This is a genomic window from Amycolatopsis lexingtonensis, from assembly GCF_014873755.1.
GTDB lineage: Bacteria > Actinomycetota > Actinomycetes > Mycobacteriales > Pseudonocardiaceae > Amycolatopsis > Amycolatopsis lexingtonensis.
In genome coordinates this window covers 2,193,383-2,216,862 of the sequence record NZ_JADBEG010000001.1, presented here as the reverse complement: position 1 = coordinate 2,216,862, position 23,480 = coordinate 2,193,383, and the positions used below count along the sequence as shown (strand labels likewise).

Annotated in this window: 23 protein-coding genes; 16 read left to right on the top strand and 7 right to left on the bottom strand. The window is 71.6% G+C overall.

Features of this window, described 5'->3' with window-relative positions; all coding sequences use genetic code 11:
- Positions 1-113 precede the first annotated feature (113 nt).
- Positions 114-1,268 carry an NAD-dependent epimerase/dehydratase family protein gene (locus H4696_RS10370; RefSeq protein ID WP_086864855.1) on the top strand — a complete coding sequence of 385 codons (1,155 nt, stop codon included), beginning with the start codon at positions 114-116 and terminating at the stop codon, positions 1,266-1,268.
- 49 nt (positions 1,269-1,317) lie between these two features.
- Here H4696_RS10370 and H4696_RS10365 read toward each other — a convergent pair whose 3' ends face one another.
- The gene (locus tag H4696_RS10365; RefSeq protein ID WP_086864854.1) at positions 1,318-1,677 is read right to left on the bottom strand and encodes a nuclear transport factor 2 family protein; all 360 of its coding nucleotides are present in this window, start codon (positions 1,675-1,677) and stop codon (positions 1,318-1,320) included.
- A 158-nt stretch (positions 1,678-1,835) separates the two neighbouring features.
- Between H4696_RS10365 and H4696_RS10360 the strand changes: the two genes are divergently transcribed.
- Together H4696_RS10360 and H4696_RS10355 are read left to right on the top strand one after the other, a co-directional pair.
- Positions 1,836-2,645: a helix-turn-helix domain-containing protein gene (locus tag H4696_RS10360; RefSeq protein ID WP_192782228.1), complete on the top strand. Its 810-nt coding sequence runs from the start codon at positions 1,836-1,838 to the stop codon at positions 2,643-2,645.
- A gap of 43 nt (positions 2,646-2,688) precedes the next feature.
- Positions 2,689-3,468, top strand: a complete 780-nt coding sequence (locus H4696_RS10355) for an aldo/keto reductase (RefSeq protein ID WP_086864852.1) — start codon at positions 2,689-2,691, stop codon at positions 3,466-3,468.
- Here H4696_RS10355 and H4696_RS10350 read toward each other — a convergent pair.
- From H4696_RS10350 to H4696_RS10330, 5 genes are all read right to left on the bottom strand, one after another.
- Positions 3,465-4,691, bottom strand: coding sequence for a hypothetical protein (locus H4696_RS10350; protein WP_225955638.1), 1,227 nt, complete (start codon positions 4,689-4,691; stop codon positions 3,465-3,467). The genes H4696_RS10355 and H4696_RS10350 overlap by 4 nt on opposite strands.
- 528 nt (positions 4,692-5,219) lie before the next feature.
- Positions 5,220-6,101 carry a 3-methyladenine DNA glycosylase gene (locus tag H4696_RS10345; RefSeq protein WP_086856064.1) on the bottom strand — a complete coding sequence of 294 codons (882 nt, stop codon included), beginning with the start codon at positions 6,099-6,101 and terminating at the stop codon, positions 5,220-5,222.
- Positions 6,098-7,141 carry a hemolysin family protein gene (locus H4696_RS10340; RefSeq protein WP_086856063.1) on the bottom strand — a complete coding sequence of 348 codons (1,044 nt, stop codon included), beginning with the start codon at positions 7,139-7,141 and terminating at the stop codon, positions 6,098-6,100. Before H4696_RS10340 ends, H4696_RS10345 begins: the two co-directional genes overlap by 4 nt.
- A complete protein-coding gene (locus H4696_RS10335; protein WP_086856062.1) occupies positions 7,138-8,484 on the bottom strand; it encodes a hemolysin family protein in 1,347 nt (448 codons plus the stop codon). Before H4696_RS10335 ends, H4696_RS10340 begins: the two co-directional genes overlap by 4 nt.
- 199 nt (positions 8,485-8,683) lie before the next feature.
- On the bottom strand, positions 8,684-9,265 hold the full coding sequence (locus H4696_RS10330; RefSeq protein WP_086856061.1) for a TetR/AcrR family transcriptional regulator: 582 nt from the start codon (positions 9,263-9,265) through the stop codon (positions 8,684-8,686).
- 186 nt (positions 9,266-9,451) lie between these two features.
- Here H4696_RS10330 and H4696_RS10325 point away from each other — a divergent pair, with 186 nt between their 5' ends.
- From H4696_RS10325 to pip, 5 genes are all read left to right on the top strand, one after another.
- Positions 9,452-9,850 carry a hypothetical protein gene (locus H4696_RS10325; protein ID WP_086856067.1) on the top strand — a complete coding sequence of 133 codons (399 nt, stop codon included), beginning with the start codon at positions 9,452-9,454 and terminating at the stop codon, positions 9,848-9,850.
- An 11-nt stretch (positions 9,851-9,861) separates the two neighbouring features.
- The gene (locus H4696_RS10320; RefSeq protein ID WP_086856060.1) at positions 9,862-10,503 is read left to right on the top strand and encodes a DUF3558 domain-containing protein; all 642 of its coding nucleotides are present in this window, start codon (positions 9,862-9,864) and stop codon (positions 10,501-10,503) included.
- A 3-nt stretch (positions 10,504-10,506) separates the two neighbouring features.
- Positions 10,507-11,829: a hypothetical protein gene (locus tag H4696_RS10315; RefSeq protein ID WP_086856059.1), complete on the top strand. Its 1,323-nt coding sequence runs from the start codon at positions 10,507-10,509 to the stop codon at positions 11,827-11,829.
- 25 nt (positions 11,830-11,854) lie between these two features.
- Positions 11,855-12,583: an ESX secretion-associated protein EspG gene (locus tag H4696_RS10310; RefSeq protein ID WP_086856058.1), complete on the top strand. Its 729-nt coding sequence runs from the start codon at positions 11,855-11,857 to the stop codon at positions 12,581-12,583.
- Between the two features lie 73 nt (positions 12,584-12,656).
- Entirely contained in the window at positions 12,657-13,601 is a 945-nt protein-coding gene (gene pip / locus H4696_RS10305; protein ID WP_086856057.1) for a prolyl aminopeptidase, read from the top strand.
- On the opposite strand, the gene H4696_RS10300 is transcribed toward pip, so the two are convergent.
- On the bottom strand, positions 13,598-14,797 hold the full coding sequence (locus H4696_RS10300; protein ID WP_086856056.1) for a Glu/Leu/Phe/Val dehydrogenase dimerization domain-containing protein: 1,200 nt from the start codon (positions 14,795-14,797) through the stop codon (positions 13,598-13,600). The genes pip and H4696_RS10300 overlap by 4 nt on opposite strands.
- Before the next feature lie 120 nt (positions 14,798-14,917).
- Here H4696_RS10300 and H4696_RS10295 point away from each other — a divergent pair, with 120 nt between their 5' ends.
- From H4696_RS10295 to H4696_RS10260, 8 genes are all read left to right on the top strand, one after another.
- The gene (locus H4696_RS10295; RefSeq protein WP_086856055.1) at positions 14,918-15,844 is read left to right on the top strand and encodes a LysR family transcriptional regulator; all 927 of its coding nucleotides are present in this window, start codon (positions 14,918-14,920) and stop codon (positions 15,842-15,844) included.
- Between the two features lie 121 nt (positions 15,845-15,965).
- On the top strand, positions 15,966-17,234 hold the full coding sequence (locus tag H4696_RS10290; protein WP_086856054.1) for a glutamate-cysteine ligase family protein: 1,269 nt from the start codon (positions 15,966-15,968) through the stop codon (positions 17,232-17,234).
- A complete protein-coding gene (egtB, locus tag H4696_RS10285) occupies positions 17,231-18,574 on the top strand; it encodes an ergothioneine biosynthesis protein EgtB (protein ID WP_086856053.1) in 1,344 nt (447 codons plus the stop codon). Before H4696_RS10290 ends, egtB begins: the two co-directional genes overlap by 4 nt.
- A 4-nt stretch (positions 18,575-18,578) precedes the next feature.
- On the top strand, positions 18,579-19,334 hold the full coding sequence (egtC, locus tag H4696_RS10280; protein ID WP_086856052.1) for an ergothioneine biosynthesis protein EgtC: 756 nt from the start codon (positions 18,579-18,581) through the stop codon (positions 19,332-19,334).
- A complete protein-coding gene (gene egtD, locus H4696_RS10275; protein ID WP_086856051.1) occupies positions 19,331-20,308 on the top strand; it encodes an L-histidine N(alpha)-methyltransferase in 978 nt (325 codons plus the stop codon). Before egtC ends, egtD begins: the two co-directional genes overlap by 4 nt.
- A 46-nt stretch (positions 20,309-20,354) precedes the next feature.
- Positions 20,355-20,777, top strand: a complete 423-nt coding sequence (locus H4696_RS10270; protein ID WP_086856050.1) for a nitroreductase family deazaflavin-dependent oxidoreductase — start codon at positions 20,355-20,357, stop codon at positions 20,775-20,777.
- Positions 20,778-20,916: 139 nt separating this feature from the next.
- Positions 20,917-22,533 carry an alpha/beta hydrolase gene (locus H4696_RS10265; RefSeq protein ID WP_086856066.1) on the top strand — a complete coding sequence of 539 codons (1,617 nt, stop codon included), beginning with the start codon at positions 20,917-20,919 and terminating at the stop codon, positions 22,531-22,533.
- A 222-nt stretch (positions 22,534-22,755) separates the two neighbouring features.
- On the top strand, positions 22,756-23,460 hold the full coding sequence (locus H4696_RS10260) for an MgtC/SapB family protein (RefSeq protein ID WP_086856049.1): 705 nt from the start codon (positions 22,756-22,758) through the stop codon (positions 23,458-23,460).
- Positions 23,461-23,480: the final 20 nt, after the last annotated feature.

Here is a 23,480-nt window from a genome sequence, read left to right as displayed (position 1 = left end):
CCGCGCCGCCGTCCGACCCCCTCACGCATAGGAGATTCACAGCTCTTTGCCAGGTGCTCATCAGCACCTGATCGATAGCGTCGGGTTCTTGAACGAGCAGGAAAGGCGGCACAATGCGGGTGCTGGTTCTCGGCGGTGACGGATATCTGGGCTGGCCGACCGCGCTGCACTTATCGGACAAAGGCCACGAGGTGGCCGTCCTCGACAATTTCGTCCGGCGTGGCTACGACGCCGAACTCGGCGTCGAAAGCCTGGTCCCGATCGAATCGCTGAAAGACCGGATCGCCGCCTGGCACGAAGTCTCCGGCCGTGCGCTGACCAGCTACGAAGGTGACCTGCTGGACGCGGACTTCCTGTTCGGCGCGGTGCGCGAGTTCGCCCCGGACGCCATCGTCCACTACGCGGAGCAGCGGTCGGCGCCGTATTCGATGATCGACCGCGAACACGCGGTGTACACCCAGCACAACAATGTCGTCGGGACGCTGAACCTGCTCTACGCGATCGCCGAGATCGACCCCGCCATCCACCTGGTCAAGCTGGGCACGATGGGCGAATACGGCACGCCGAACATCGACATCGAAGAAGGCTGGCTCGACCTCGAGCACAACGGGCGCAAAGACCGCGTGCTGTTCCCGAAACGGCCGGGCTCGTTCTACCACCTGACGAAGGTCCACGATTCGCACAACATCGAATTCACGTGCCGCGCCTGGGGGCTGCGGGCCACGGACCTCAACCAGGGCGTCGTGTACGGCCAGCAGACGCCGCAGACCGCGTTGGACGCGCGCCTGGCCACCCGGTTCGACTACGACGCGGTGTTCGGGACGGTGCTGAACCGGTTCGTCATCCAGGCCGTGCTGGGCCAGCCGCTGACCGTGTACGGCAAGGGCGCGCAGACCCGGGGCCTGATCGACATCCGCGACACCGTGGAGTGCATCCGGCTCGCCGTGGAGAACCCGGCCGCGGCGGGGGAGTTCCGCGTCTTTAACCAGATGACGGAGAGCCTGTCGGTGGCCGCCATCGCCGAGCTCGTCGCCGACCGGTTCCCCGGTCCGGTGCAGATCGAGCACCTCGAGAACCCTCGCACCGAGGCACTGGAGCACTACTACAACGTGAAACACACCGGGCTGGTCGGGCTGGGGCTGGAGCCGCACCTGCTGTCGGAGACGCTGATCGAGTCGATGTTCGACATCGTCGGCGCCAACAAGCACCGGGTGAACCCGGAGAAGCTGCGCCCGACCGTGCGCTGGCGGGGCGCGCTGAAGGGTTAGCGGCGCCGCGTGCGGGCTCCCCTGCCCGGGAGCCCGCACGCCGTTCCGGTCAGCCCGGCAGCTTGTCGAGGAAGCCGTGCACCTTGGCGATCTTCCCGTCCTCGAGCTCGACGACGTCGAACCCGATGGCGACCGGCTCGGCCCCGGGCGTGCCCAGGTACCACTGGAACCGCGCGAGGTCGTGGTGGGCGTCCGGGTCGGCGGGCAGGCTGAAGGTGAGCCCGGCGAACTGCTGCTGTGCCCCGCCGACGAACTGGTCGATCCCGTCGTGCCCGGCGACGGCCCCGAGCGGATCGGTGTAGCGGGCGCCTTCGGTGAAGACGTCGGCGATGAGGGCGCGGCGCTTGTCCCCGTCGGTCTCGTTCCAGACGGCGAGGTACTGCTCGACGAGCCCGCGAACGTCGCTCATGGTGGATCCTTTCGTTGGGGGACAACGGCTTTCGTCGTCCTGCGCTGAGACCCACTCTGGCGGCCCGGCGGCGGCGCGTCGATTACGCGGGAGGTAATGCGGGGCCGTTACCCCCGAGGTAATGGCAGCCGTCCCGTGATCGCCGTAGCGTCGGTCGGGTGACGACTACGGTGCAGGCGGCCGCGCGGCAGCGGCCGGTGGGTGAGCTGCTGCGGGAATGGCGTGACCGGCGCCGGATCAGCCAGCTCGACCTCGCGATCTCGGCGGACATCTCCACCCGCCACCTCAGCTTCGTGGAGACCGGCCGGTCCAAGCCGAGCCGGGACATGGTGCTGCGCCTGGGCGAGCACCTCGAGGTGCCGCTGCGCGAGCGGAACCGGCTGCTGCTCGCCGCCGGGTATGCGCCCGCCTACACCGAGAACGCCTTGGGGGATCCCGGGATGGACGCCGTGCGCCAGGCCGTCCGGCAGCTGCTCGCCGGGCACGAGCCTTACCCGGCCGCCGTCGTCGACCGGAACTGGGACCTCGTCGACGCCAACGCCAGCATCGGGCTCTTCGTCGCCGGGATCGCGCCCGAGCTGACCACCAACGTGCTGCGCGCGACCCTGCACCCGGACGGCATGGCCCCGCACATCCTGAACCTGGGGGAGTGGCGCGCGCACCTGCTGGGCCGGCTGCGGCGCCAGGTCGGCCAGACCGCGGACGCCGGGCTCGCCGACCTCCTCGAGGAGCTGCGCGGCTACCCGTGCGACCAGCCGGTGCCCGAGGTGGAGGTCCCTGGACCGGGTGACATCTTCGTGCCGCTGAGGTTCCGCCACGAGGGCACGGACCTGACGTTCTTCAGCACAGTGGCCACCTTCGGTACCCCGCTGGACGTCACGGTCGCGGAACTGGTGATCGAGTCGTTCTACCCGGCCGACCCGGCGACGGCGGCACATCTGCGCGAGCGGGCCGCGTCGGTGGGATGATGGGGAGCACCCGCGCAGCATCCGAAGTGAGGATCACCGGTTGATGGCCGTCCCGCCTTCGCTCGCCCTGTCCGACGGAGTCCGCATCCCCCAGCTGCTGTTCGGTGTCGCGGGACTGTCCGCGGCCGAAACCGGCCGGGCCGTCCGCATCGCCCTCGACACCGGCTACCGGGGCATCGACACCACGCCCGGGACCGAGGCGGCGGTCGCCACGGCCCTCGCCGCGGCGGACGTGCCCCGCCAAGAACTGTTCGTCAGCTTCAAAGTCCCCGCGCAGGGCTACGACACCGCCCGCCGCGCCGCCGACCAGGCACTGGCCGCGCTGCAGCTGGAGCAGGCCGACCTGTGCCTGCTGGACGGCACGAAAGGCGCCTTCACCGACACCTGGCGCGCGCTGAGCCGCTTGCGCGCCGAGGGCCGCGTCCGGGCGCTGGGCGTGGCCGGGTTCGGCGTCGCCGAGCTGCGCCGGCTGATCGACGCGACCGGAGCGGTCCCCGCCGTCAACCAAGTGGAGCTGCACCCGTGGCTGCAGCAGCTGCCGCTGCGCGAGTTCCACGCCGAGCGGGGCATCGTGACGGCCGCGTCGAGCCCGGCCGCGAACGCCGGGCTGCTGGCCGACGAGACGGTCACCGCGCTCGCCGCGAAGTACGGCAAGACGCCGGCCCAGATCGTGCTCCGCTGGCACCTGCAGGCCGGCACTGTCGCGGTGGCGTCGTCGGCCACCACCACCCGGACCCGCGAGCAGTTCGGGATCTTCGACTTCGAGCTGGCCGACGACGACCTCGCCGTGGTGGCCGAGCTCGACAACGGCACGCGCGTCTAGGCGGACTTGATCCCGGCGGCGGCGAAGTCGGCCTGCTGGGCAGGCTGCTCGAGGTACTCGCGGAAGGTCTGGGCGGCGCGCAGGAGGGTGTCGTCGACGCCCTGGCCGGAGAGGCCGATGAACGGGTAGTCCGCGGAGCGGGCGTTGGCCACCGACTGCGCGGGCGACCCGATCATCTCGGGCTTCTTGGTGGTCAGCTCGCTCACCCAGTACGACGACTCGGGCAGCCAAGCGGCCGGGAGCCCGCCGATGGAGTCCAGGTTGGCCCGGCCGACCAGCGCGTCGAGGACCTGCGAAGACGGCTTGGCCTCGATCATCACGTGCACGCACTGCCCGTGGACGACCGTGGCGGCCTTGTTCCAGCGGTCAGCGGCGGCGGTGAGCGGCTTCTGCACGCTCGGGGTGACGACGACCCGCATGTGCGAGGTGCCCTGCGAGCAGCTGGCGGCCTGCGCCTCGGCCCGGTTGTTGAGCTCGCTGTCGGCCCAGTTCCACCCGACGATGCCGAGCCCGATCAGGGCGGCGAGCACCATGCAGGCGATCGGCCAGGTCGCGATCCGGCGGCGCGGAGCCTTCTTCCCCACGATGCGGTGGGAGCCGGTCGCCTCGCCCTTGCCGATGGTCCGGTGGGAGCCGGTCCCTTCGCTGCGGCGCGGCGGAGCGGTGTTCTCGCTGGTCTCGGTGCTTTCGGCACGCCGTTTGGCGCGGGTGGTCATGCCGCGGGTGAGGGTGCGGGACGAGTCGGTTTGCGACGCGGAGGAGTAGTCGCCTTCGTCGGGCCGGGTGATGACCTCGGTCCGTTCGGCAGCGCTCTCGGCCGGGGCCCGGCCGCGCCGGGTGGCGCGGGGACCGGCGGGCTTGGTCTCGGTCGCGGCGGGGGCTTCGCCGCGACGGGAAGCCGGTTCGCGCCGCGCGGTGATGGGGTAGTTGCCGGACGCTTCACCGCGCCGGGCGGGATAGGAACCGGACGGCTCGTCGAGGCCGGCGGCCGGGTACGAACCGGTCGGGGCGTTGCGGCCGGCAGCGGGGTAGGCGTCGCCGCGGCCGGTGGCGGGCTGCGAACCGGGCCGCTCGCCCACGGCCGGGTAGGCACCGCTGGCTTCGCCACGCCCGGCGACCGGGTGCGAGCCGGAAGCTTCGCCGCGGCCGACGACGGGGTACGAACCGGACCGCTCGCCGCGACCCGCGGCCGGATGCGCGCCACTCGCCTCGCCACGCCCCACGGCGGGGTAGGAGCCGGAAGCTTCACCGCGCCCGGCGGCGGGATAGGAGCCAGAAGCTTCACCGCGCCCCACGGCGGGGTACGAGCCGGAAGTCTCGCCGCGCCCCGCGACGGGGTAGGAGCCGGAAGCTTCACCGCGCCCGGCGACCGGGTACGACCCGGACCGCTCACCACGTCCCACCACGGGGTACGAACCGGAAGCTTCACCGCGGCCGGGAGCCCGCGACGTACCGGTGGGCCGCCCCGCGATCCCGAACGCCTCCGAAATGGAGCTGCGCTTCGGCGTGCGGAAAGCGCCCGAAGTCTCGCTGCGGCCCTCGACCGGGTGTGAACCGGACGCCTCACCGCGGGGGTGCGAAGTGCGGTCGTGAGGGTGCGGCACCGGCTCCTCTTCCCGGTAGTGTCGCCCCATCGTCATCCTTTCGGGGGTGAGCGCATGCCAAGCACGCGCTGCGATGCAACCAAACCGTTATCACCCTAACAGGTGAGTATCGGCGAGAGAATAATCTGACTCACAGTTGCACGCGCTTCAGGGTGCTCCCCTGACCAGGCGATGGCAATGCGCAATCAGGCGATGACGGACCGGTGTCGCCCGGCGGGCGAACGAAGCCTGTGAACGGGCGTATTCGGCCCGTCCCTCGGCCGTCTCGATGCGCACCGGCGGGTAGCCGAGCGCCGCCAGGTCGTACGGGCTCGCCCGCATGTCGAGCTCGCGAATCTCCACCGCCAGCTCGAAGCAATCCGCCACCAGCTCGGCCGGCACGAACGGGTCCAGCTTGTACGCCCATTTGAACAGGTCCATGTTCGCGTGCAGGCACCCGGGCTGCTCCAGGGAGATCTGCGTCTCCCTCGACGGCGTCAGCTCGTTCCGCGGCCGCGCGGGCTCGGTGAAGAAGCGGAACGCGTCGAAGTGCCCGCAGCGGATGTCGAGGGACTCCACGACGGCGTCGGTGCCGGCCGAACCCAGCCGCAGCGGCACCTGGTTGTGCCGCACCGAGTCCGCCGGCTCGCGGTACACCATCGCCCACTCGTGCAGCCCGAAGCAGCTCAGCCGCGGCGCGCGGGACGCAGTCGCGGTCAGCAGGGCCAGGACGAACTCCGCCGTCCGGGCCTTCCCGGGGGTGAAGCCCTCGGGATCCAGCATGACGCCGTCGGCCGTCTCGACGTAGCCCTTGCGGTCCAGGAAGCGCCGCGCCGCGGGCCCGGCGAGCGCGACGCCGGGCCCGGGCTGCCACCGTTCGAGGTGCGACGGCCGGTACGAGTAGTAGGTGAACAGGAAGTCCAGCACCGGGTGCTTCTCGCCGCGCGCCCGGCGCTCCTGGTGCGGACCGGTCCACCGCCGCATCCGCTCGACGTGCGCCGCCTCCCGGGCCAGCCAGTCCGGTTCGGCGAGCACTTCGGTTCCGGTCATGCGCCCACGTGCGTGCCGTCGCGGACCGTGCCCACGTACTCCTCCACGAGGTCCTCGAGCGCGACGACGCCGACGGCGTTGCCGCTGGTGTCGAGGGCCCGCGCCAGGTGGCTGCCTTCCTTGCGCATCGCCGAAAGGGCGACGTCGAGGCGGGCGTCGGCGCGCAGCTCGGTGAGCTGGCGCGTCTTGCCGGACGGCACGATCGTCGCCGGGTCCTGCCCGGCCAGGTCGAGGACGTCCTTGACGTGGATGTAGCCGGTCAGGCGCCCGTCGTCGGTGCAGACCGGGAACCGCGAGAAGCCGGTCGAGGACACCGCCAGCTCGACGTCGCCGAGGGTCGGCCCGCACGGCAGCGTCGTCAGCTCGGCGGTCGGCACCAGCACGTCCGCGACCGTCTTCTGCACCGAAGACAGCGTCTGCGCGAGCCGCCGGTGCTCGGACTGGTCGAGCAGCCCCTCCCGGCGCGACTCGCTGAGCAGCTCGGCCAGCTCGTCGGAGGTGTAGGCGGTCTCCAGCTCGTCCTTCGGCTCGACCTTCACCGCGCGCAGGAGCGAGTTCGCGACGAAGTTCAGCAGCCAGATGAACGGGTTGGCCACCTTCACCCAGGCGACGTGCACCGGGACCAGCCACAGCGCGAGCCGCTCGGGCTCGGCGATGGCGAGGTTCTTCGGCACCATCTCGCCGATCAGCACGTGCAGCACAGTGATGAACGCCAGCGCGATGGCGAACGAGACCGCGTGCAGCAGCGCCTCGGGCAGGCCCAGCAGGTCGAAGAACGCCGAGAGCCGGTGCGCGATCGCGGGCTCGCCGAGGCGGCCGAGCAGCAGCGAGCAGATGGTGATGCCCAGCTGCGCGCCGGCCAGCATCAGCGAGACGTGCTTGCTCGCGTTGATGACGATCTTCGCGCGCGTCTTGCCCTGCTCCAGGAGTGCTTCGAGCCTGTCCCGCCGCGAGGAGATCAGCGTGAACTCCGCGCCGACGAAGAAGGCGTTGGCCAGCAGCAGGACCCCGACGAGGGCGATGTTCAGCCAGTCGCTCACGAGACCACCTCGGCTACCGGGGCTTCCGCGGGGACGCGGACCGGGGCCACTTCGACCTCGGCGATCCGCCGCTTGTCCATGGTGGTGACGGTGAGCCGCCAGCCGTCGACGTCCGCGGCGTCACCCTCGGCGGGGATCTTGCCCAGCCGCTCGAGGATCAGCCCGGCGATGGTCTCGTAGTCGCCGTCCGGCATCCGGAACCCGGTGACGTCGGTGACCTCGTCCGGGCGCAGCTGGCCGGACACCAGCCAGCTGTCGCTGCCGACCTGCTGCGACGCGGGCGCCTCGCGGTCGTCGTGCTCGTCGCGGACGTCGCCGATGATCTCCTCGACGACGTCCTCCAGGGTCACCAGCCCGGCCGTGCCGCCGTACTCGTCGACGACGATCGCCAGCTGGAAGCGGGAGTCGCGCAGGCGGTTGAGCAGGTCGTCGCCGGGCAGGGACTCGGGCACGGTCGGCACCGGCCGCATCACCGAGCCGATCGGAACGGCGGCCCGCTCCGCGGCCGAGACGGCGAAGGCCTGCTTGACGTGCACGGCGCCGCGGACGTCGTCGAGGTCCTCGGCGTGCACCGGGAACCGCGAGAAGCCGGTGCGGCGCGAGAGTTCGATGAGGTCGTCGACGGTGTCGTCGACGCTGAGCGATTCGAGCTGCACGCGGGGCGTCATGAGCTCCTCCGCGGTGCGCTCGCCGAACCGCAGCGAGCGGTCCAGCAGCTCCGCGGTGGACGTGTCGAGCGTGCCGCTTTCGGCGCTGGACCGCACGATCGAGCCCAGCTCCTGCGGCGAGCGCGCGGACCGCAGCTCTTCCTGCGGTTCGACGCCGAACTTGCGGACCAGGAAGTTCGCGCTGTTGTTCATCAGCGTGATGAGCCAGCGGAACAGCGCGGAGAACCGCGAGTGGTAGCCGGCGACCGCGCGCGCGGTCGGCAGCGGCCGGGCGATGGCGAGGTTCTTCGGCACCATCTCGCCGAGGATCATCGACAGCGAGGTGGCCAGGACCAGGGCGAGCACGATCGACGCGCCCGCGGCGAACCCGGCCGGGAGCCCGACGCCGGTGAGCAGCGGCCGGACGAGCTCGCCGATCAGCGGCTCGGCCAGGTAACCGGTGATCAGCGTGGTCAGCGTGATCGCGACCTGGGCGCCGGAGAGCTGGAACGACAGCGTCCGGTGTGCCTTTTGGACGGTCAGGGCCCGGCGGTCGCCGACCTGGCGCACGTTGGCGTCGACGGTGCTGCGTTCCAGCGCGGTCAGCGAGAACTCGGCCGCGACGGCGAGCCCGGTGCCGACCGTCAGCAGCACGAAGAGGAGGACGCCGAGCACGGCGAAGAGGATCTGCATCATTCCGCACCCGCCCGGGAGGCGGGGGGAGTACCTATCGGACAGCCGGGTCGGTCACCCGGCCCGGTACTGTCACCGGGTGACTGCGCTGCGCGCACGAAACGGTCACTCCTAGCAAGAAATCGGCGTGTACTGCGGATATGCGGACAATCTTAACGTGTCCTTCGCGGTCAGCGCTGGGGATATCGGTGTGTCGGACAGCTCAAACCGTCGTCTGCCGGTGGCGCCGCACGGTCTCCTCGACGAGGTCGAGCACCGGACCCAGGCCGGCGGCGGGCAGGCCCATGGCCAGGTGGGACACGAGCCCCTCGAGGACGAGCTCGAGGAACGCGGTGAGGACGTCGACGTCGACGTCGTCGCGCAGGTTCCCGGCGTCGCGCTGGCGCAGCAGCCGCAGCCGGGTGGCGGTGGTGAGCTGCTCGGACCGCTCGGCCCAGCGCCCGCGGAACTCGGGATCGGTCCGCAGCCGCCGGCTCACCTCGAGCCGCGTCCCGAGCCAGTCGGCCGGGTGGTCGCCCCCGGCGAGCAGGTCGCGCATCACCTGAACCAGGCCCTGCTCGGCGACGACGTCCGCCATCCGCACGGCGTCGTCCTCGGCGAGGGCGAGGAAGAGCGACTCCTTGTCGCGGAAGTGGTGGAAGATGGCCCCGCGCGACAGCCCGGTGGCTTCCTCCAGGCGCCGGACTGTGGCACCTTCGTAGCCGTAGCGCGCGAAGCAGACGCGCGAGCCGTCGAGGATCTGGCGCCGGCGTGCGTCGAGGTGATCCTGGCTTACGCGTGGCATCCTGAAATCCTGGCACCGGGGACCGGAGTTTCGCAATCCGTACGTACGTACTGTGACCCGGAGTGGTGGGGAACCGGATGGGCGCCCTCATCGTCTGAACGTTGCGGCGATTCGCTGACACGGAGTGAGACGGTTGGCTAGTCTTTGCCACATCACGGTGGGTGAACTGAGGGGAAGGTGCTGGTCGTGATCATCGGCGAAGCCGGGCAGGCGGCTCAGGCGCTGTGGGGCGACGTCTTCGACACCCCAGGCCGCGTGTACGGCGGCGGAGGTGGCGGGGGCGGCCAGTTCAAGATGGACCCCGAAGAGCTGAAGTCGTTGATCGGCCAGTGGGAAGACGTCTTGGACAAGATCGTCGAGGACGGGAGCAAGATCCGTGAGATCGTCCTTGCGGGCGAACTCGCGCCCGGCCAGGACCCCGTCAGCGGGAGCTACGCGACCACCACCGGCGACTCGGTCCTTGCGCTCCAGCGGCAGAACGATTCCATGCGCAAGTACGCGCAGGAGTACATCAAGAAGCTCAAGGCAGCCCAGTCGAAGACCGTGGTCACCGACCAGAGCCTGTCCGACACCTTCAAGGCATAGGCGAGCCGAACTTGTTCCGAAGCAAACTCTGTCTGATCGCCGTCCTGATCGTCGTCTCGGCGGGAGCCGCCACGGCCTGCACCACGACGACGGGCGGTACCGCGTCTCCGTCGCCCACCGACTCGGCGGTGACGGGCACCACTTCGGCTGATCCCGAAGTGCCGAAGGTCGCCGCCGCTCCGCTCGACGTGAGCAAGTACGTCGGCGACACCTGCGCGATCGTTCCGAAGGACGTGCTGAGCTCGTTGCGGTACACCGACGCGGGGGAATTCAAGGCGCAGGGCGACACGGTCTTCACTCAGGCGGGTCCGTCCTGCCTTTGGAAGCTGCGCGGTGAAGGCATCGGCCTGTCTGTGGCACTGGGCACCGGGAGCCGCGACAAGGGCGCCGGCGGCTTGGCCGGCATCTACGCGGGCTACCGCCAGAAGAAGTTCATCAGGTTCCTCGAGCGCGCTCCGGAAGTCGAGGGCTACCCGGCCGTCTACTTCGATGCCCAAGACGAGCGCTCGATGGGTTCGTGCGGGCTAGGCGTGGGCATCGCGGACGACCTCACCTTCGACGTGTACGCGCAGGGGTACCAGGGGCAGGACGATTCCTGCGCCGCGGCCACGCAGGTGGCGTCGAGCGTCATCAAGACACTCAAGGGGGCATGACGGGTGGACGGCAAGCAGATCTACGACAACTTCAGACAGGGCGACACGTCCGGGCTGCAGCGGATGGCCGAGTCCGTCGCGCAACTCTCGGACGCCTACGCGGAACGCGGGGCGAGCATCAAGGCTCTGCAAACCAGGATGGTGAACGCGTGGACCGGTGACGCGGCCGACGCCGCGAACGCGGGTGCCGGGCCGATGGAACGGGCCTTCCACGACAGTGCCGAGCCGCTCGACGCGACCCGCGCCTCGGTGGACACCCAGGCGGCGGTGTTCCAAGAGTCGAACAACGCCGTCGTGGAGATTCCTCCGAAGCCGGAGAAGCCGAACCCTTGGACGACCGGGCTGAAAGCCGCCATCCCGATCGCTGGGCCCTTTATGGCCAAAGACGACATAGACGACTACCAGACCGGAATCGCGAAGTACAACGCGGCCAACGAGACCAACGTCCGGGTCATGGACCAGTACAGCAGCGTCACCGACAGCACCCGGTCGATCTTGCCCACCGACTACGGCGTCCTCGAGTCCGACGGCGCCGCCATCGCCGTCAACACCCCGAGCGGCCCCGGCCGGATCGTCGAGCCGACCGACAAGAACAGGTGGTACCCCGAAGGCGGGGGTGGTGATCCCGGCGACGGCGACCACACCACGACCTCCAGCGTCGATCCCACCCACACCGGTGGGCCCGACCAGCCCGGCGGCACCGACCGCCCCGGGGGGACCGACCGGCCGGGTGGCACGGATCGGCCCGGAAGCACCGATCGCCCGGGCGGCACCGTCCGGCCCGGGGAAGACGACACCCACACCACCGGCACTGGCCGCCCGACCACGACCACGACGCGGCCTGGGCAGACGACCGAACGGCCCGGCGGGAACCCGCCCGGGACCGGGGGGATCGAGTTCTACCCGACCAGCACCGGTGGGGGCGGCGGCCAGAACTACTCGAACACCTTCGGCAACGACCCCAATTCCAGTACCGGTGGGCGCGGGCCGGCCAACGCCGGGAGCCGGCTGCTCGATTCGAACGGGCGGCCCATCGGCGGCGGCAGCGGAACCGGCGGCGGGAGCGGTGCCGCCGGGGAGCGCGGGCTGGGCAGCGGCCGCGGTTCCGGCATGGGCGGGCTCGGCAACGCGGCCGCGGCGGAAGCCGCCGCGGCGCGGTCGGCGGCCGGGCGCAGCGGGCAGATGGGGGCCATGGGCCCCGGCGGCCGGCGCGGCGAGGGTGAGGAAGATGATGAGCACCAGCGGCCGGACTTCCTGATCGAGGCGGATCCGGACGCGATCTTCGGTACCGACCAGCGGACCAGTCCGCCGGTCATCGGCGAGTAGGCGGGTGGACGTGGCAACAGGCCGGGTGGAAGTTCCGGTCGAGGCGTTGGCCGCGCTGGCCGAGCGCGAGCAGGCGGGTCAGCTGCACATCACCCTGCGGCCGGAGCCGATCTGGCTGTCGGACGAGGAGCGCGACGAGGCGGGCAAGCGGATCGACGCCGCGCTGGCGGAAGCCGGGCTCGTCGACGTCCGCGGCCGGGTCACCGTCGACTTCCTCGACTGGCTGCCGCTGCTGGTCAGCCCCGCGCGGGAGTGCTACGGCTGGGTCGGCGTCGAGGGGCAGACCTACGGCGTGCTCGCCGCCGCCAAGGGGCTGCAGGCGATCCTCGCGGTCTCCGACGGCACCCACGTCGGGGTGCAGGAGATCGACCGGAACCGGCTCGCCGAATCCCTCGTCGAGCAGCTGCCGCCGGTCGGGCCCGGCGGCGGGCACCCGCGCACCGTCCGGGTCGCGGACCTGGCCGAGGCCGCCCGCCGCGGCCAGGAGGCGTACCCGCTGGCCCCGGCGGTCGCCGACGTCGTCAGCCTGGTGCAGCGGCCCGTCTCGGGCAGCGGGGAGCTCTACGTCGGCCGGCGCGACGACGTCGGCCGCCACACCTGCCTGCAGCAGCCACTGCACTACGCCGACACGGACTGGGGCCGCTACCTCAGCTACACGACCGGGTCGGGCGACGACGCCGTCATCCACATCGGGCCCGCCGGCCCGCGGGAGCTGGCCGAGACGCTCGACGAGCTGGCCCAGACCCTGAACTGAAAAAGGCAGGCGCGATTCTGCCACCCCGGCTAATGTGACAGCGCTGTTGCATCCTGGGTGGAAGGACGTGCCGATGCTGTACCCCGAGATCGAACCGTACGACCATGGCAGGCTCGACGTCGGCGACGGGCACGAAATCTACTGGGAGACCTGCGGGAACCCGGCCGGGAAGCCGGCGCTCGTCGTGCACGGCGGCCCCGGGGCCGGCTGCTCGGCGAACGTCCGGCGGTTCTTCGACCCGGCGCGCTACCGCATCGTCCTGGCCGACCAGCGCGGCTGCGGGCGCAGCACCCCCTACGCCGGCGATCCCGTCGCCGACCTCTCCGCCAACACCACCGACCACCTGGTGGCGGACTTCGAACGGCTTCGCGCGCACCTCGGCATCGAAAAGTGGCTGCTCTTCGGCGGTTCCTGGGGTTCGGTGCTCAGCCTGGTCTACGCGCTGCGCCACACGGACCGGGTCAGCGAGATCGTCCTGATGGGGCTGGCGACCGACCGCCACATCGAGATCGAAATGCTCATCCGCGGGCTCGGCGCGTACTTCCCGGAGGGGTTCGCGAAGTTCCGGGAAGGCGTCCCCGAGAGCGAGCGCGACGGCGACCTGTCCGCCGCCTACCACCGGCTGCTCATGGACCCGGACCCGGCGATCCACCAGAAGGCGGCCGAGGGCTGGTGCGCCTGGGAAGATGCCATGCTCCCCGGCGTGCCGCGACCCGACGTCTTCGAGGACCCGGCGTACCGGTTGTGCTTCGCCCGGCTCGTCACGCACTACTTCAGCAACCGCGCGTTCCTGCCCGACGGCGAGATCCTGCGCGACGCCGGCAAGCTCGCGGGCATCCCCGCCGTGCTGGCCCAGGGCGTGCTGGACACGAACAACCTGGTGGGCACGCCGTGGCTGCTGCACCACGCCTGGCCGGGCAGCGAGCTGGTCATGCTGGACGACGTCGGGCACACGGTGTCGGCCGCGTCGATGCAGGACGTCCTGATCGGCGCGACCGACCGCTTCGCGAGCCGTTAGGGGATGAGCAGCTGCGGTTCGCCTTCCGGGGCGAGCGCGGCTTCGGTGCGCTGGGCCCGGTTGGCTTCGGCCAGCCGGAGCCCGGTGACGCGCAGCGGCAGCCGGTCCATCCGCCACTCGGCCAGCAGCAGCGCGACCTTCGCCTGCATCTCGGTGCGCAGCCGCAGGAACGAGTCCGCCGGATCGGCGCCGACCTCGCCGAGCAGCAGCCACCACGCCCACGCCGCCGCGCCCGCGTTCGCCACGAAGTCCGGCACCACCGCGACACCCCGCGCGGAAAGGGCCGCCTCCGCTTCCGGTGTCGTCGCCGCGTTGGCCGCCTCGACGACCACCGAAGCCTTGACCAGGTTCTCGTTGTCCGGGCGCAGCGCGTAGGAGATCGCGGCCGGCACGAAGATGTCCGCGTCGATGCCGACGATCGTGTCGCGGGGGAGCGAGCGCACCCCGGCAGGCAGCCGCGAGCGGTCCACCTCGCCGAAGCGGTCGCGCAGCTCCAGCAGCGCCGGGACGTCGAGCCCGACCGGGTCGTAGAGCGTGCCCGCGGCGTCGGCCACCGCGACCACCTTCATGCCCGCTTCGTGCAGGTACCAGGCCGCGCCGCCACCCATGGTGCCGATGCCCTGGATCGCCACCGTCGTCTCGGCGACGTCCCAGTCCCACGCCGCCGCGACGCCGAGGCACGACTGCGCCACGCCGTAGCCGCCGACGACGTCGCCGAGCAGCAGCCCGCCGGGCACCGGTGCGTTGAGGCCGGCCTGGACCCGGCGCAGGGTACGAGCCGGGTCGGCCGAACGGCGGATCGCGGCGTGGTACGACTGCTCCAGCCCGAGCTCGGCGAACACCTCGTCGATCAGGTGCTGCGGGACGCCGAGGTCCTCCGCCGTCACCCAGTGCGCGTCCAGCCACGGCCGCAGGAACGAGCAGAACCGCTTGAGGACGCCGAACGCGCGCGGGTCCTTCGGGTCGAAGTCGATGCCGCCCTTGGCCCCGCCGACCGGCAGGTTGAAGGTCGCGGTCTTGTTGGCCATGCCCCGGGCGAGGTCCTCCACCTCGGTCATCGTGCAGCCCGCCCGCATCCGGGTGCCGCCGGTGGCGACGCCCGAGACCAAGCTGTGCACGACCAGGTAGCCGTGCGCGCCGGTGATGGAATCGGTCCACGTGAGCCGCATCAGCGGTTCGGCGTTGCGCGGGGTCATCAGGCCACTCACCTCCAGGGAAGTCCGGGGCGGCCGTCCTGGCCGCCTCCACGAGAGTGCGCTCCGGGAGGCGGCCGCGTCCATTTAACGAACCTGCACGATCTCGTTTAGGTTTTGTGTATGGAGCTTTCGTTGCACCGCTTGAGGATGCTTCGCGAGCTGCACCGCCGGGGCACCGTGACGGCGGCGGCCGCCGCGCTGCACTACACCGCTTCGGCGGTTTCGCAGCAGCTCGCGCAGCTGGAACGCGACGTGGGCGCGAAGCTGTTCGAACGGCTCGGCCGCCGCGTCCAGCTGACGGAGCTGGGCACCCTCCTGACGGAGCACGCGGAGGAGATCCTCGGCTCGGTGGAGCGCGCGACACTCGCGCTGGAGGAGGCGCAGGAGTCCCGCACGGTCCGGCTGACCGCCGGGGTGTGGGCGTCGGTGGCCTCCGGCCTGCTCCCGACGGCGCTGACCGCGCTGGCCGGCGAGCACCCCGGGATCGAGGTGCGTACCCGCGAGCTGGCGCCGGAGGACACCGCCGAAGCCGTCCGGGACGGCAGCCTCGACCTGTCGTTCGTCATCGACTACTCGGACTCGCCGACGACGTGGGACCCCGGGCTGGAGCGCGCGGTAGTGGCCGTGGAGCGGCTGCACGCCGCGGTGCCGCGAGGTGCGGTGCCCTCGGGGTCGGCGTCGCTGGACGACCTCGCCGAGCACCCGTGGATCCTGGCGAGCGCGAAGTCGCACTTCGGCCGCGCGATGCGCACCGCCTGCCAGCGGCACGGCTTCGCCCCGAAGATCAACCACGAGGTCGAAGAGCAGTCGACGGCGATGGCGATGGTGGGCGCGGGGCTGGGCATCACCCTGGTCTCGGACCTCGGCCTGCGCCTGCTGCGGCCGCCGGGGATCGACGTCGTCACGCTCACCACCCCGTTGCTCCGGACGGTGTCGATCGCCTACCGGCGGACCGCGTCCCGGCTGCCCGCGCTGCACCTGGTGATCGAGGCCGTGCGCGCGTCCGCGGCCGAATTGGGACTGGGCACCGAGTCCGCTTTGCCCTGATCAGCGAGTTCTTACGGAGTGGTGAAGGCGTCTTGCGGGTCAGGACGAGCCCTGAATTTGTCGTACCCCGCGTGTAGCGTCCGAAGTCAAGAAGTTCCACCACACGGAACCAGGAACGGACATGACAGAAGCGTCTACGATGCACGATTTTCCCGAGAAGTCGGGCAGTGCGTCCAACCAGACCGCACGGCTCCTCGCGGACCGCGCGGCCGGGGAGGCGTACGTCGCATCGGTGTGCTTCAAGCACGGGCCACCTCGCCTGACCGGCGTGGAGCTGGAGTTCACCGTGCACCACGCCGAAGACCCGGCAAGACCGCTCGATCCCGATGTACTGGCCACGGCGCTGGGCGCGCACACCCCGCGGACACTGCGTCCCGACAGCCCCGCCACGCCACTCCCGGCCGGCAGCCCGGTCAGCCTCGAACCCGGCTGCCAAGTCGAAATCTCCAGCCCTCCCCAGGCCACGCTCCGCGAACTCGACGCGGTCGTCTCGGCCGATCTGCGCCACCTGCGCACCCTCCTCGCCCGGCACGGGCTCGAACTCGGCGAAACCGGCATCGACGCGCACCGCGCGCCGCGCCGGATCCTGCGCACGCCGCGCTACGCGGCGATGGAACGCCGGTTCGCGGCGATCGGCACCGGCGGCATCACCATGATGTGCAGCACCGCGGGCCTGCAGGTGTGCGTCGACGCGGGGGAGGCCGACCAGCACGCGTTCCGCTGGGCGGCCGCGCACGCCATGGGCCCGCCGCTGCTGGCCCTCTTCGCCAATTCCCGCGTCCACGCCGGACGCGACACGGGGTTCGCCTCGGCCCGCTGGCTCGCGGTGCACGACACCGAAGCCGTCCGGTCGCGCACCGAACGCGTCGCGGGCGAGCCCGCGGCGGAGTGGGCCGCCCGCCTGATGGACACGCCGTTGCTGGTGCTGCCCCGCGCCGACCGGCCGTGGGACGCCCCGGAGGGGCTGACGTTCGCCGACTGGATCGACGGCAGGGGCGCGGCCGCGCTGCTGCCGAGGCCGACGTCGGCGGACCTCGACTACCACCTCACGACGATGTTCACCCCGGTCCGCCCGCAGGGGTACCTGGAGATCCGGTACCTCGACGCGCAGCCGCCGGGCGCGTGGCTGCCGCCGGTCGCGCTCGTGAGCGCACTGCTGGCCCGACCGTCCACCGTGGACAAGGTGCTCGACCTGTGCGCGCCGGTGGCGGGCCGGTGGACCACCGCGGCGCGGTGCGGCCTGAACGATCCGGCGCTGGCCGCGGTGGCGGCGGCGCTGGCCGACCTCGGCTGCGCCGAGCTGGGCGAGACCGGGCTGACGGACCGATCGATCACCGAGATCAGCGAGAGCGTGCAGGGGCGCGTGTCCCGATCGAGGAGCGAAGCATGAGCACAGAGGCAGAAGCACTGGACGACCTGAGCGCGCAGGACCTGCGCGCCCGTGCCGCCGAAGCACTGAAGAGGGCGCGGGAGCGCAGCGTGGCGCTGACCGACGCGGTCGACGACGAGGACCTGGTCCGCCAGCACTCCAAGCTGATGTCGCCGCTGGTCTGGGACCTGGCGCACATCGGCGTCCAGGAGGAGCTGTGGCTGGTCCGCGACGTCGGCGGCCGGGAGCCGCTGCGCCCGGACATCGACGACATCTACGACGCCTTCCAGCACGCCAGGGCCGACCGGCCGGAGCTGCCGCTGCTCGGCCCGGCCGAGGCGCGCGCCTACGTGAAGCAGGTGCGCGAGAAGGCGTTCGACGTGCTGGAGCGCGTGCCGCTGCAGGGCAGCAGGCTGACCGAGCGGGCGTTCGCGTTCGGCATGATCACCCAGCACGAGCAGCAGCACGACGAGACGATGCTGGCCACCCACCAGCTGCGCAAGGGCGACCCGGTGCTGCACGCGCCGGAGCCGCCGTCGGCCCGCTCCGGCGCGCTGCCGGCCGAGGTGCTGGTGCCGGGCGGCGCGTTCACCATGGGCACGTCGGCCGAGCCGTGGGCGCTGGACAACGAGCGCCCGGCGCACGAGCTCGCCGTCGACGCGTTCTGGCTGGACACCGTCCCGGTCACCTGCGGGGCCTACGCCGCCTTCCTGGACGGCGGCGGGTACGACGACGAGCGGTGGTGGAGCCCGGCGGGCTGGGCGTACCGGACCGAGCACGGCATCACCGCCCCGCGGTTCTGGAAGCGGGAGCAGGACGGCTGGTGGCGGACCCGCTTCGGGGTCTACGAACGGATCACCGCCGACGAGCCGGTCGTGCACGTCTCCTACTACGAGGCCGAGGCGTACGCGACCTGGGCCGGGCGGCGGCTGCCGACCGAAGCGGAGTGGGAGAAGGCGGCGCGGTTCGACCCCGCGAGCGGCCGGTCGCGCCGGTTCCCCTGGGGTGACGAGGAGCCGGGCGCCGAGCACGCCAACCTCGGCCAGCGGCACCTGCGCCCGGCGCCGGTGGGCGCGTACCCGGCCGGCGCGTCGCCGGCCGGCGTGCACCAGCTGATCGGCGACGTCTGGGAGTGGACGAGCACCGACTTCCACGGCTACCCGGGCTTCGCGCCCTTCCCGTACCGGGAGTACTCGGAGGTGTTCTTCGGGCCGGAGTACAAGGTGCTGCGCGGCGGCTCGTTCGGCACCGACTCGGCGGCGATCCGCGGCACGTTCCGCAACTGGGACTACCCGATCCGGCGGCAGATCTTCGCCGGCTTCCGGACGGCCCGCGACGCGGCACCCGGCGAGGTGGGTTAGGCGCATGTGCCGCCACATCGGCTACCTCGGCGAGCCGGTCTCGCCCGCCGAGGTGCTCTTCCGCGCCCCGCATTCGCTGCTGGTGCAGTCCTACGCGCCGGCGGACATGCGCGGCGGCGGCTCGGTCAACGCCGACGGGTTCGGGCTGGGGTGGTACCCCGGCCCGGGCTCGCCGCCGCTGCGCCACCGCCGCTCGACTCCACTGTGGACGGACGAGACGCTGCCGCCGCTGGCCGCGGCGGTCACCTCCGGCGCGTTCGTCGCCGCGGTCCGCAACGGCACCACCGGCATGCCGGTGACCGAAGCGGCCGCGGCGCCGTTCACCGCCGGGCCGTGGCTGTTCAGCCACAACGGCGTCGTCCGCGGCTACCCGGATTCGCTGGCCGAACTGGCGAAGACCCTGCCGGTCACCGAGCTGCTGACGCTGGAGGCACCGACGGATTCGGCGGTGCTCTGGGCGCTGCTGCGAGCCCGGCTCGCCACGGGCGAAGACCCGCTGACGGCGGTGGCGGCGCTGACCGCCGCCGTCGAAGCGGCCGCGCCCGGTTCTAGGCTCAACTTCCTGCTCACCGACGGCTCGACCCTCATCGCCACGGCCTGGACACACGCGCTGTCCCTGCTGGAGACCCCGGCGGGGGTGCTGCTGTCCTCCGAGCCCTGTGACGGCGACCCGCGCTGGCGGCCCGTCCCCGACCACCACGCCGTGCGCGCCACCGCGGCCGGCGTCGAACTGCTTCCCCTGACCCAGGAGAACCCATGACCGAAGTCGATCTCGACCACCACCGCTCCGGCGACGCCGTCACCGCGGAACTGCGCGCCGACGTCGTCGCCGGCCTCACCGCGGAGCGCAAGTGGCTGCCGCCCAAGTGGTTCTACGACGCCGAAGGCAGCGAGCTGTTCGAGAAGATCACCCAGCTGCCGGAGTACTACCCGACCCGCAGCGAGCGCGAGGTGCTGGCCGCGCACGCCGGCGACGTCGCGAAGCTGACCGGCGCGCACACGCTCGTCGAGCTGGGCTCGGGGTCGAGCGAGAAGACCCGGCTGCTGCTCGACGCGCTCACCGCGCACGGCACGCTGGAGGCGTTCGTCCCGCTCGACGTGTCCGAGTCGGCGCTCGCCGAAGCCGCCGAAGCGATCTCGGCGGACTACCCGGGGCTGACGGTCCGGGGCGTCGTCGGCGACTTCACCCAGCACCTGGCCCTGCTGCCCGGGGGCCAGCCCCGGGTGGTGGCGTTCCTCGGCGGCACCATCGGCAACTTCCTGCCCGCCGAGCGCGCGGCCTTCCTGCGGTCGGTCCGGGACGTCCTCGACGAAGGGGAGTGGCTGCTGCTCGGCACCGACCTGGTCAAGGACGCGGGCATCCTCGAACGCGCCTACGACGACGCCGCGGGCGTGACGGCGGAGTTCGACAAGAACGTGCTGCGGGTGATCAACGCCCGGCTCGGCGCGAACTTCGACACCGACGAGTTCGACCACGTCTCGCACTGGGACGCGGAAAACGAGTGGATCGAGATGCGCCTGCGCGCCCGGCGGGCGCTCACCGTCGAGATCCCGGGTGCCGGCCTGACGGTGGGCTTCGCCGAAGGGGAGCACATCCGCACGGAGATCTCCGCCAAGTTCCGGCCGTCCGGTGTCGAAGCGGAACTGGCGGCCGCCGGGTTCGAGCTGGCGCACTGGTGGACCGACTCCCAGCAGCGGTTCGGGGTGAGCCTGGCAAGATCCGTGCGTGGCTAATCCTCTTCGGGCCCTGGCCCGGGCCGTCGGCACGAAGCCGTGGCTGATGCGCACGGCGCGGTTCGTCGTGTGGGCGGACAAGAAACTGCACAAGGCGTTCGGCGGCCGGGTGAGCCTCGTGGCGCTCGCCGGGCTGCCGTCGCTGACCCTCACGACGACGGGCCGCAAGAGCGGGCTGGAGCGCAGCACCAATCTGCTCTACTACCCGCACGGCGGTGACTTCGTGCTGACGGCCTCCAACTGGGGCCGTCGGCACGACCCGGCGTGGGCGCTCAACCTGCGCGCGAACCCGAAGGCGCGGATCGCGCTGGCGGGGCGTCCCGTCGAGGTCGTCGCGCGGGAGCTGACCGGCGAGGAGTACGCCGCGATGTGGCGGCGGTTGCTGGAGTTCTGGCCGGGCTACGCGATGGAGCAGCAGGAAGCCGGCCGCCCGTTGCCGGTTTTCCTGCTCGACCGGGTCGTCGGGTAGGTTCCCACCATCCTTTTGGCCGGTGACGGCTTTCACCGGTTTGTGCCAGTCTCACCCGGGTAACGCGCCGTGACGTCCTGGACGCGCGGTGAATGCGTGACCTAGGGAGGACGTCTTGCGGAGATCCACCAGGGGCCGGATACGCTCGTTCGCGCTGGCCGGAGCGCTGGTGGCGGGGGTCGCCACCGTCGGGACGGCGGGTACCGCCGCGGCTGCCGCCGAAGCCGCGGTCAAGCCGGCGGTCGTCGGGGCGACCGCCGCGCCGAACTGGGGCACCTGCCCGGCGGACACCCTCGCCGGGGTGCCCGACGACCAGGTGAAGTACTACAGCTGCGCCCGCTACCGGGTGCCCATCGACCACGACAACGCCACGCTCGGCACCATCGACATCGCTCTTCTCAAGCGCGCGGCCCGCACGCCGGACAAGCGCGTCGGCTCGCTGTTCCTCAACCCCGGCGGCCCGGGCGGGTCCGGCCTGCGGATGCCGATCGGCGGCCAGTTCTACTTCCAGCCGCAGGTCCTCGACCGCTTCGACCTCGTCGGGTTCGACCCGCGCGGGGTCGGGGACAGCAACCCGCTGCGCTGCTTCACCACCCAGGAGGACGCGGACGAGGTCTTCTCCGCGCAGATCCCGGTGCCGCTGTCGCGCGCCGAGATCTCCGGGACGCTGGCCAGCTACCGCGACTACGGGCAGTTCTGCAAGAACAACGCGGGTTCGCTGCTCAACCACATGTCCACCAAGGACGTCGTGCGCGACCTCGACACGCTGCGCGCGGCGGTCGGCGACCGGAAGCTGTCGTTCGTCGGCTTCTCCTACGGGACGCTGATCGGCTCGACCTACGCCTCGATGTTCCCGAAGCAGTCGCGGGCCATCGTGATCGACGGCAACGTCGACCCGGCGCTGCGCACCGGCGACGGCGTGGAGTACGACCGCGAACGCGCGCAGGGCTTCGAGATCGCCCTCGACGGCTTCCTCAAGCGGTGCGACCAGGCCGGCGCGAAGTGCGCGTTCAGCGACGGCAACCCGCGGGCGAAGTTCGACGAGCTCCGCGAGTACCTGCGCAAGCAGCCGATCACCATCCCCGGTGGCGGCACGGTCGACATCAACCGGTTCACCGGCGCCGCCTCGAGCGTCCTGTACTCGCCGGCGGCGTTCGCCAGCCTGGCCGAGGACCTGCAGGCGCTCTACACCGCGATCCACCCGGCGGGCGCGCAGGCCCAGACGTTGCAGGCCAAGCCGCTCAAGGTGCTCACGCCGGGCAAGCAGGGCCTGGCCGACCAGAACCCGGACAGCCCGTACACGAGCGACGACTCGTACTTCGCCGTCAACTGCTCGGACAAGCCGTTCCGGATCAAGCAGGACCAGGTGCCGGGCATCGCCGCCAAGTGGGAGCGCGAGTCGCCCACCTTCGGCCGCTACCAGGCGTTCGCCGACACGGCGGCCTGCCCGGCGTGGCCGGCGAAGAAGCCGGACGCCTACCGCGGGCCGTGGCAGGCCAAGACCGACGTCCCGGTCGTCGTGGTCGGCAACTACTACGACCCGGCGACGCGGTACCAGTTCGCCCAGCGGATGGCGCAGGAGCTGGGCAACGCCCGCCTCCTGTCGGTCGACGCGTTCGGCCACTGCATCCTCGGTGACGCCCTCGGCGTCGACAAGGCCGTGGCCGACTACCTGACCGACCTCAAGGTCCCGGCGGCCGGCCAGGTGTTCCAGCCGAACGTCCAGCCGTTCGAGACGGCGGCCGCGCAGGGCTGAGCCACGAAAAGGCCGGGGTGACGCAGCGGACGTCGCCCCGGCCTTTTCGCGTCCGGTACAGTGGCGGGGCTTGATCAACACGAGTACGGGAAGCGAGGTGAGCGGCACATGCCAGCGGACAGTCATCGGACGGCCGGGCGCGCGCTCACCGGGGGTTTCCCGCTGGGCTGAGTCCGGCCGCCCCTGTCCGGCAGTGCGCGCACGCCGGAAAAGAGCCGGATCATGACCATCTTCGAAATGCTGCTGCGCGTCGGCGCCGGGGTCGGCCTGGGTGCCGTCATCGGAATCGAGCGCCAGTTCCGCGCCCGCCTGGCCGGGCTGCGCACCAACGCGCTGGTCGCCGTCGGGGCGACCCTCTTCGTGCTGCTGTCCGCGCACGGCTTCGGCGGCCTGGCCTCGAGCGGTGACGCCGACCCGACGCGGGTGGCCGCGCAGATCGTCTCGGGCATCGGGTTCCTCGGTGCCGGCGTCATCATGCGCGACGGCCTCAACGTCCGCGGCCTCAACACGGCGGCCACGCTGTGGTGCTCCGCGGCGGTCGGCGCGCTCGCCGGCGCCGGGCTGTACGCGGTCGCGGCGGCCGGAACCGCCGTCGTGGTCGGGGTGAACGTGGTGCTGCGGCCGCTCGGGCGCGCCGTCGACCGCCGCCCGGACGCCGGCGACGAGACGCCGACGAGGTACGCGTTCCAGGCCGTCACGCGCGACGCGACCGAGGCGCACGTGCGGGCGCTGCTCGTGCAGTCGTTGACCCGCACGGACTTCCGCCTGCTGTCGGTGCTGAGCACGGACCGCGACGACCGCACGGTCGAGGTTCGCGCCGAGCTGGTCGGCGACCAGCGCGACGACGCCCAGATGGAGGCGGCGGTGTCGCGGCTTTCCCTGGAGCCTTCGGTGTCGAGCGTGCGCTGGGAAGCTGTACCTGCGTAACGAAAAGGGCCTCCCCGCTC

Bases quoted from the DNA above. Each gene is read 5' to 3' on its own strand.
- H4696_RS10355 (WP_086864852.1), top strand. From the start codon at position 2,689: ATGGCCGTCCCGCCTTCGCTCGCCCTGTCCGACGGAGTCCGCATCCCC.
- H4696_RS10330 (WP_086856061.1), bottom strand. From the start codon at position 9,265: ATGCCACGCGTAAGCCAGGATCACCTCGACGCACGCCGGCGCCAGATC.
- egtC (WP_086856052.1), top strand. From the start codon at position 18,579: ATGTGCCGCCACATCGGCTACCTCGGCGAGCCGGTCTCGCCCGCCGAG.
- H4696_RS10370 (WP_086864855.1), top strand. From the start codon at position 114: ATGCGGGTGCTGGTTCTCGGCGGTGACGGATATCTGGGCTGGCCGACC.
- H4696_RS10300 (WP_086856056.1), bottom strand. From the start codon at position 14,797: ATGACCCCGCGCAACGCCGAACCGCTGATGCGGCTCACGTGGACCGAT.
- H4696_RS10260 (WP_086856049.1), top strand. From the start codon at position 22,756: ATGACCATCTTCGAAATGCTGCTGCGCGTCGGCGCCGGGGTCGGCCTG.
- H4696_RS10290 (WP_086856054.1), top strand. From the start codon at position 15,966: ATGACAGAAGCGTCTACGATGCACGATTTTCCCGAGAAGTCGGGCAGT.
- egtB (WP_086856053.1), top strand. From the start codon at position 17,231: ATGAGCACAGAGGCAGAAGCACTGGACGACCTGAGCGCGCAGGACCTG.
- egtD (WP_086856051.1), top strand. From the start codon at position 19,331: ATGACCGAAGTCGATCTCGACCACCACCGCTCCGGCGACGCCGTCACC.
- pip (WP_086856057.1), top strand. From the start codon at position 12,657: ATGCTGTACCCCGAGATCGAACCGTACGACCATGGCAGGCTCGACGTC.
- H4696_RS10345 (WP_086856064.1), bottom strand. From the start codon at position 6,101: ATGACCGGAACCGAAGTGCTCGCCGAACCGGACTGGCTGGCCCGGGAG.
- H4696_RS10295 (WP_086856055.1), top strand. From the start codon at position 14,918: ATGGAGCTTTCGTTGCACCGCTTGAGGATGCTTCGCGAGCTGCACCGC.
- H4696_RS10270 (WP_086856050.1), top strand. From the start codon at position 20,355: ATGCGCACGGCGCGGTTCGTCGTGTGGGCGGACAAGAAACTGCACAAG.
- H4696_RS10335 (WP_086856062.1), bottom strand. From the start codon at position 8,484: ATGATGCAGATCCTCTTCGCCGTGCTCGGCGTCCTCCTCTTCGTGCTG.
- H4696_RS10365 (WP_086864854.1), bottom strand. From the start codon at position 1,677: ATGAGCGACGTTCGCGGGCTCGTCGAGCAGTACCTCGCCGTCTGGAAC.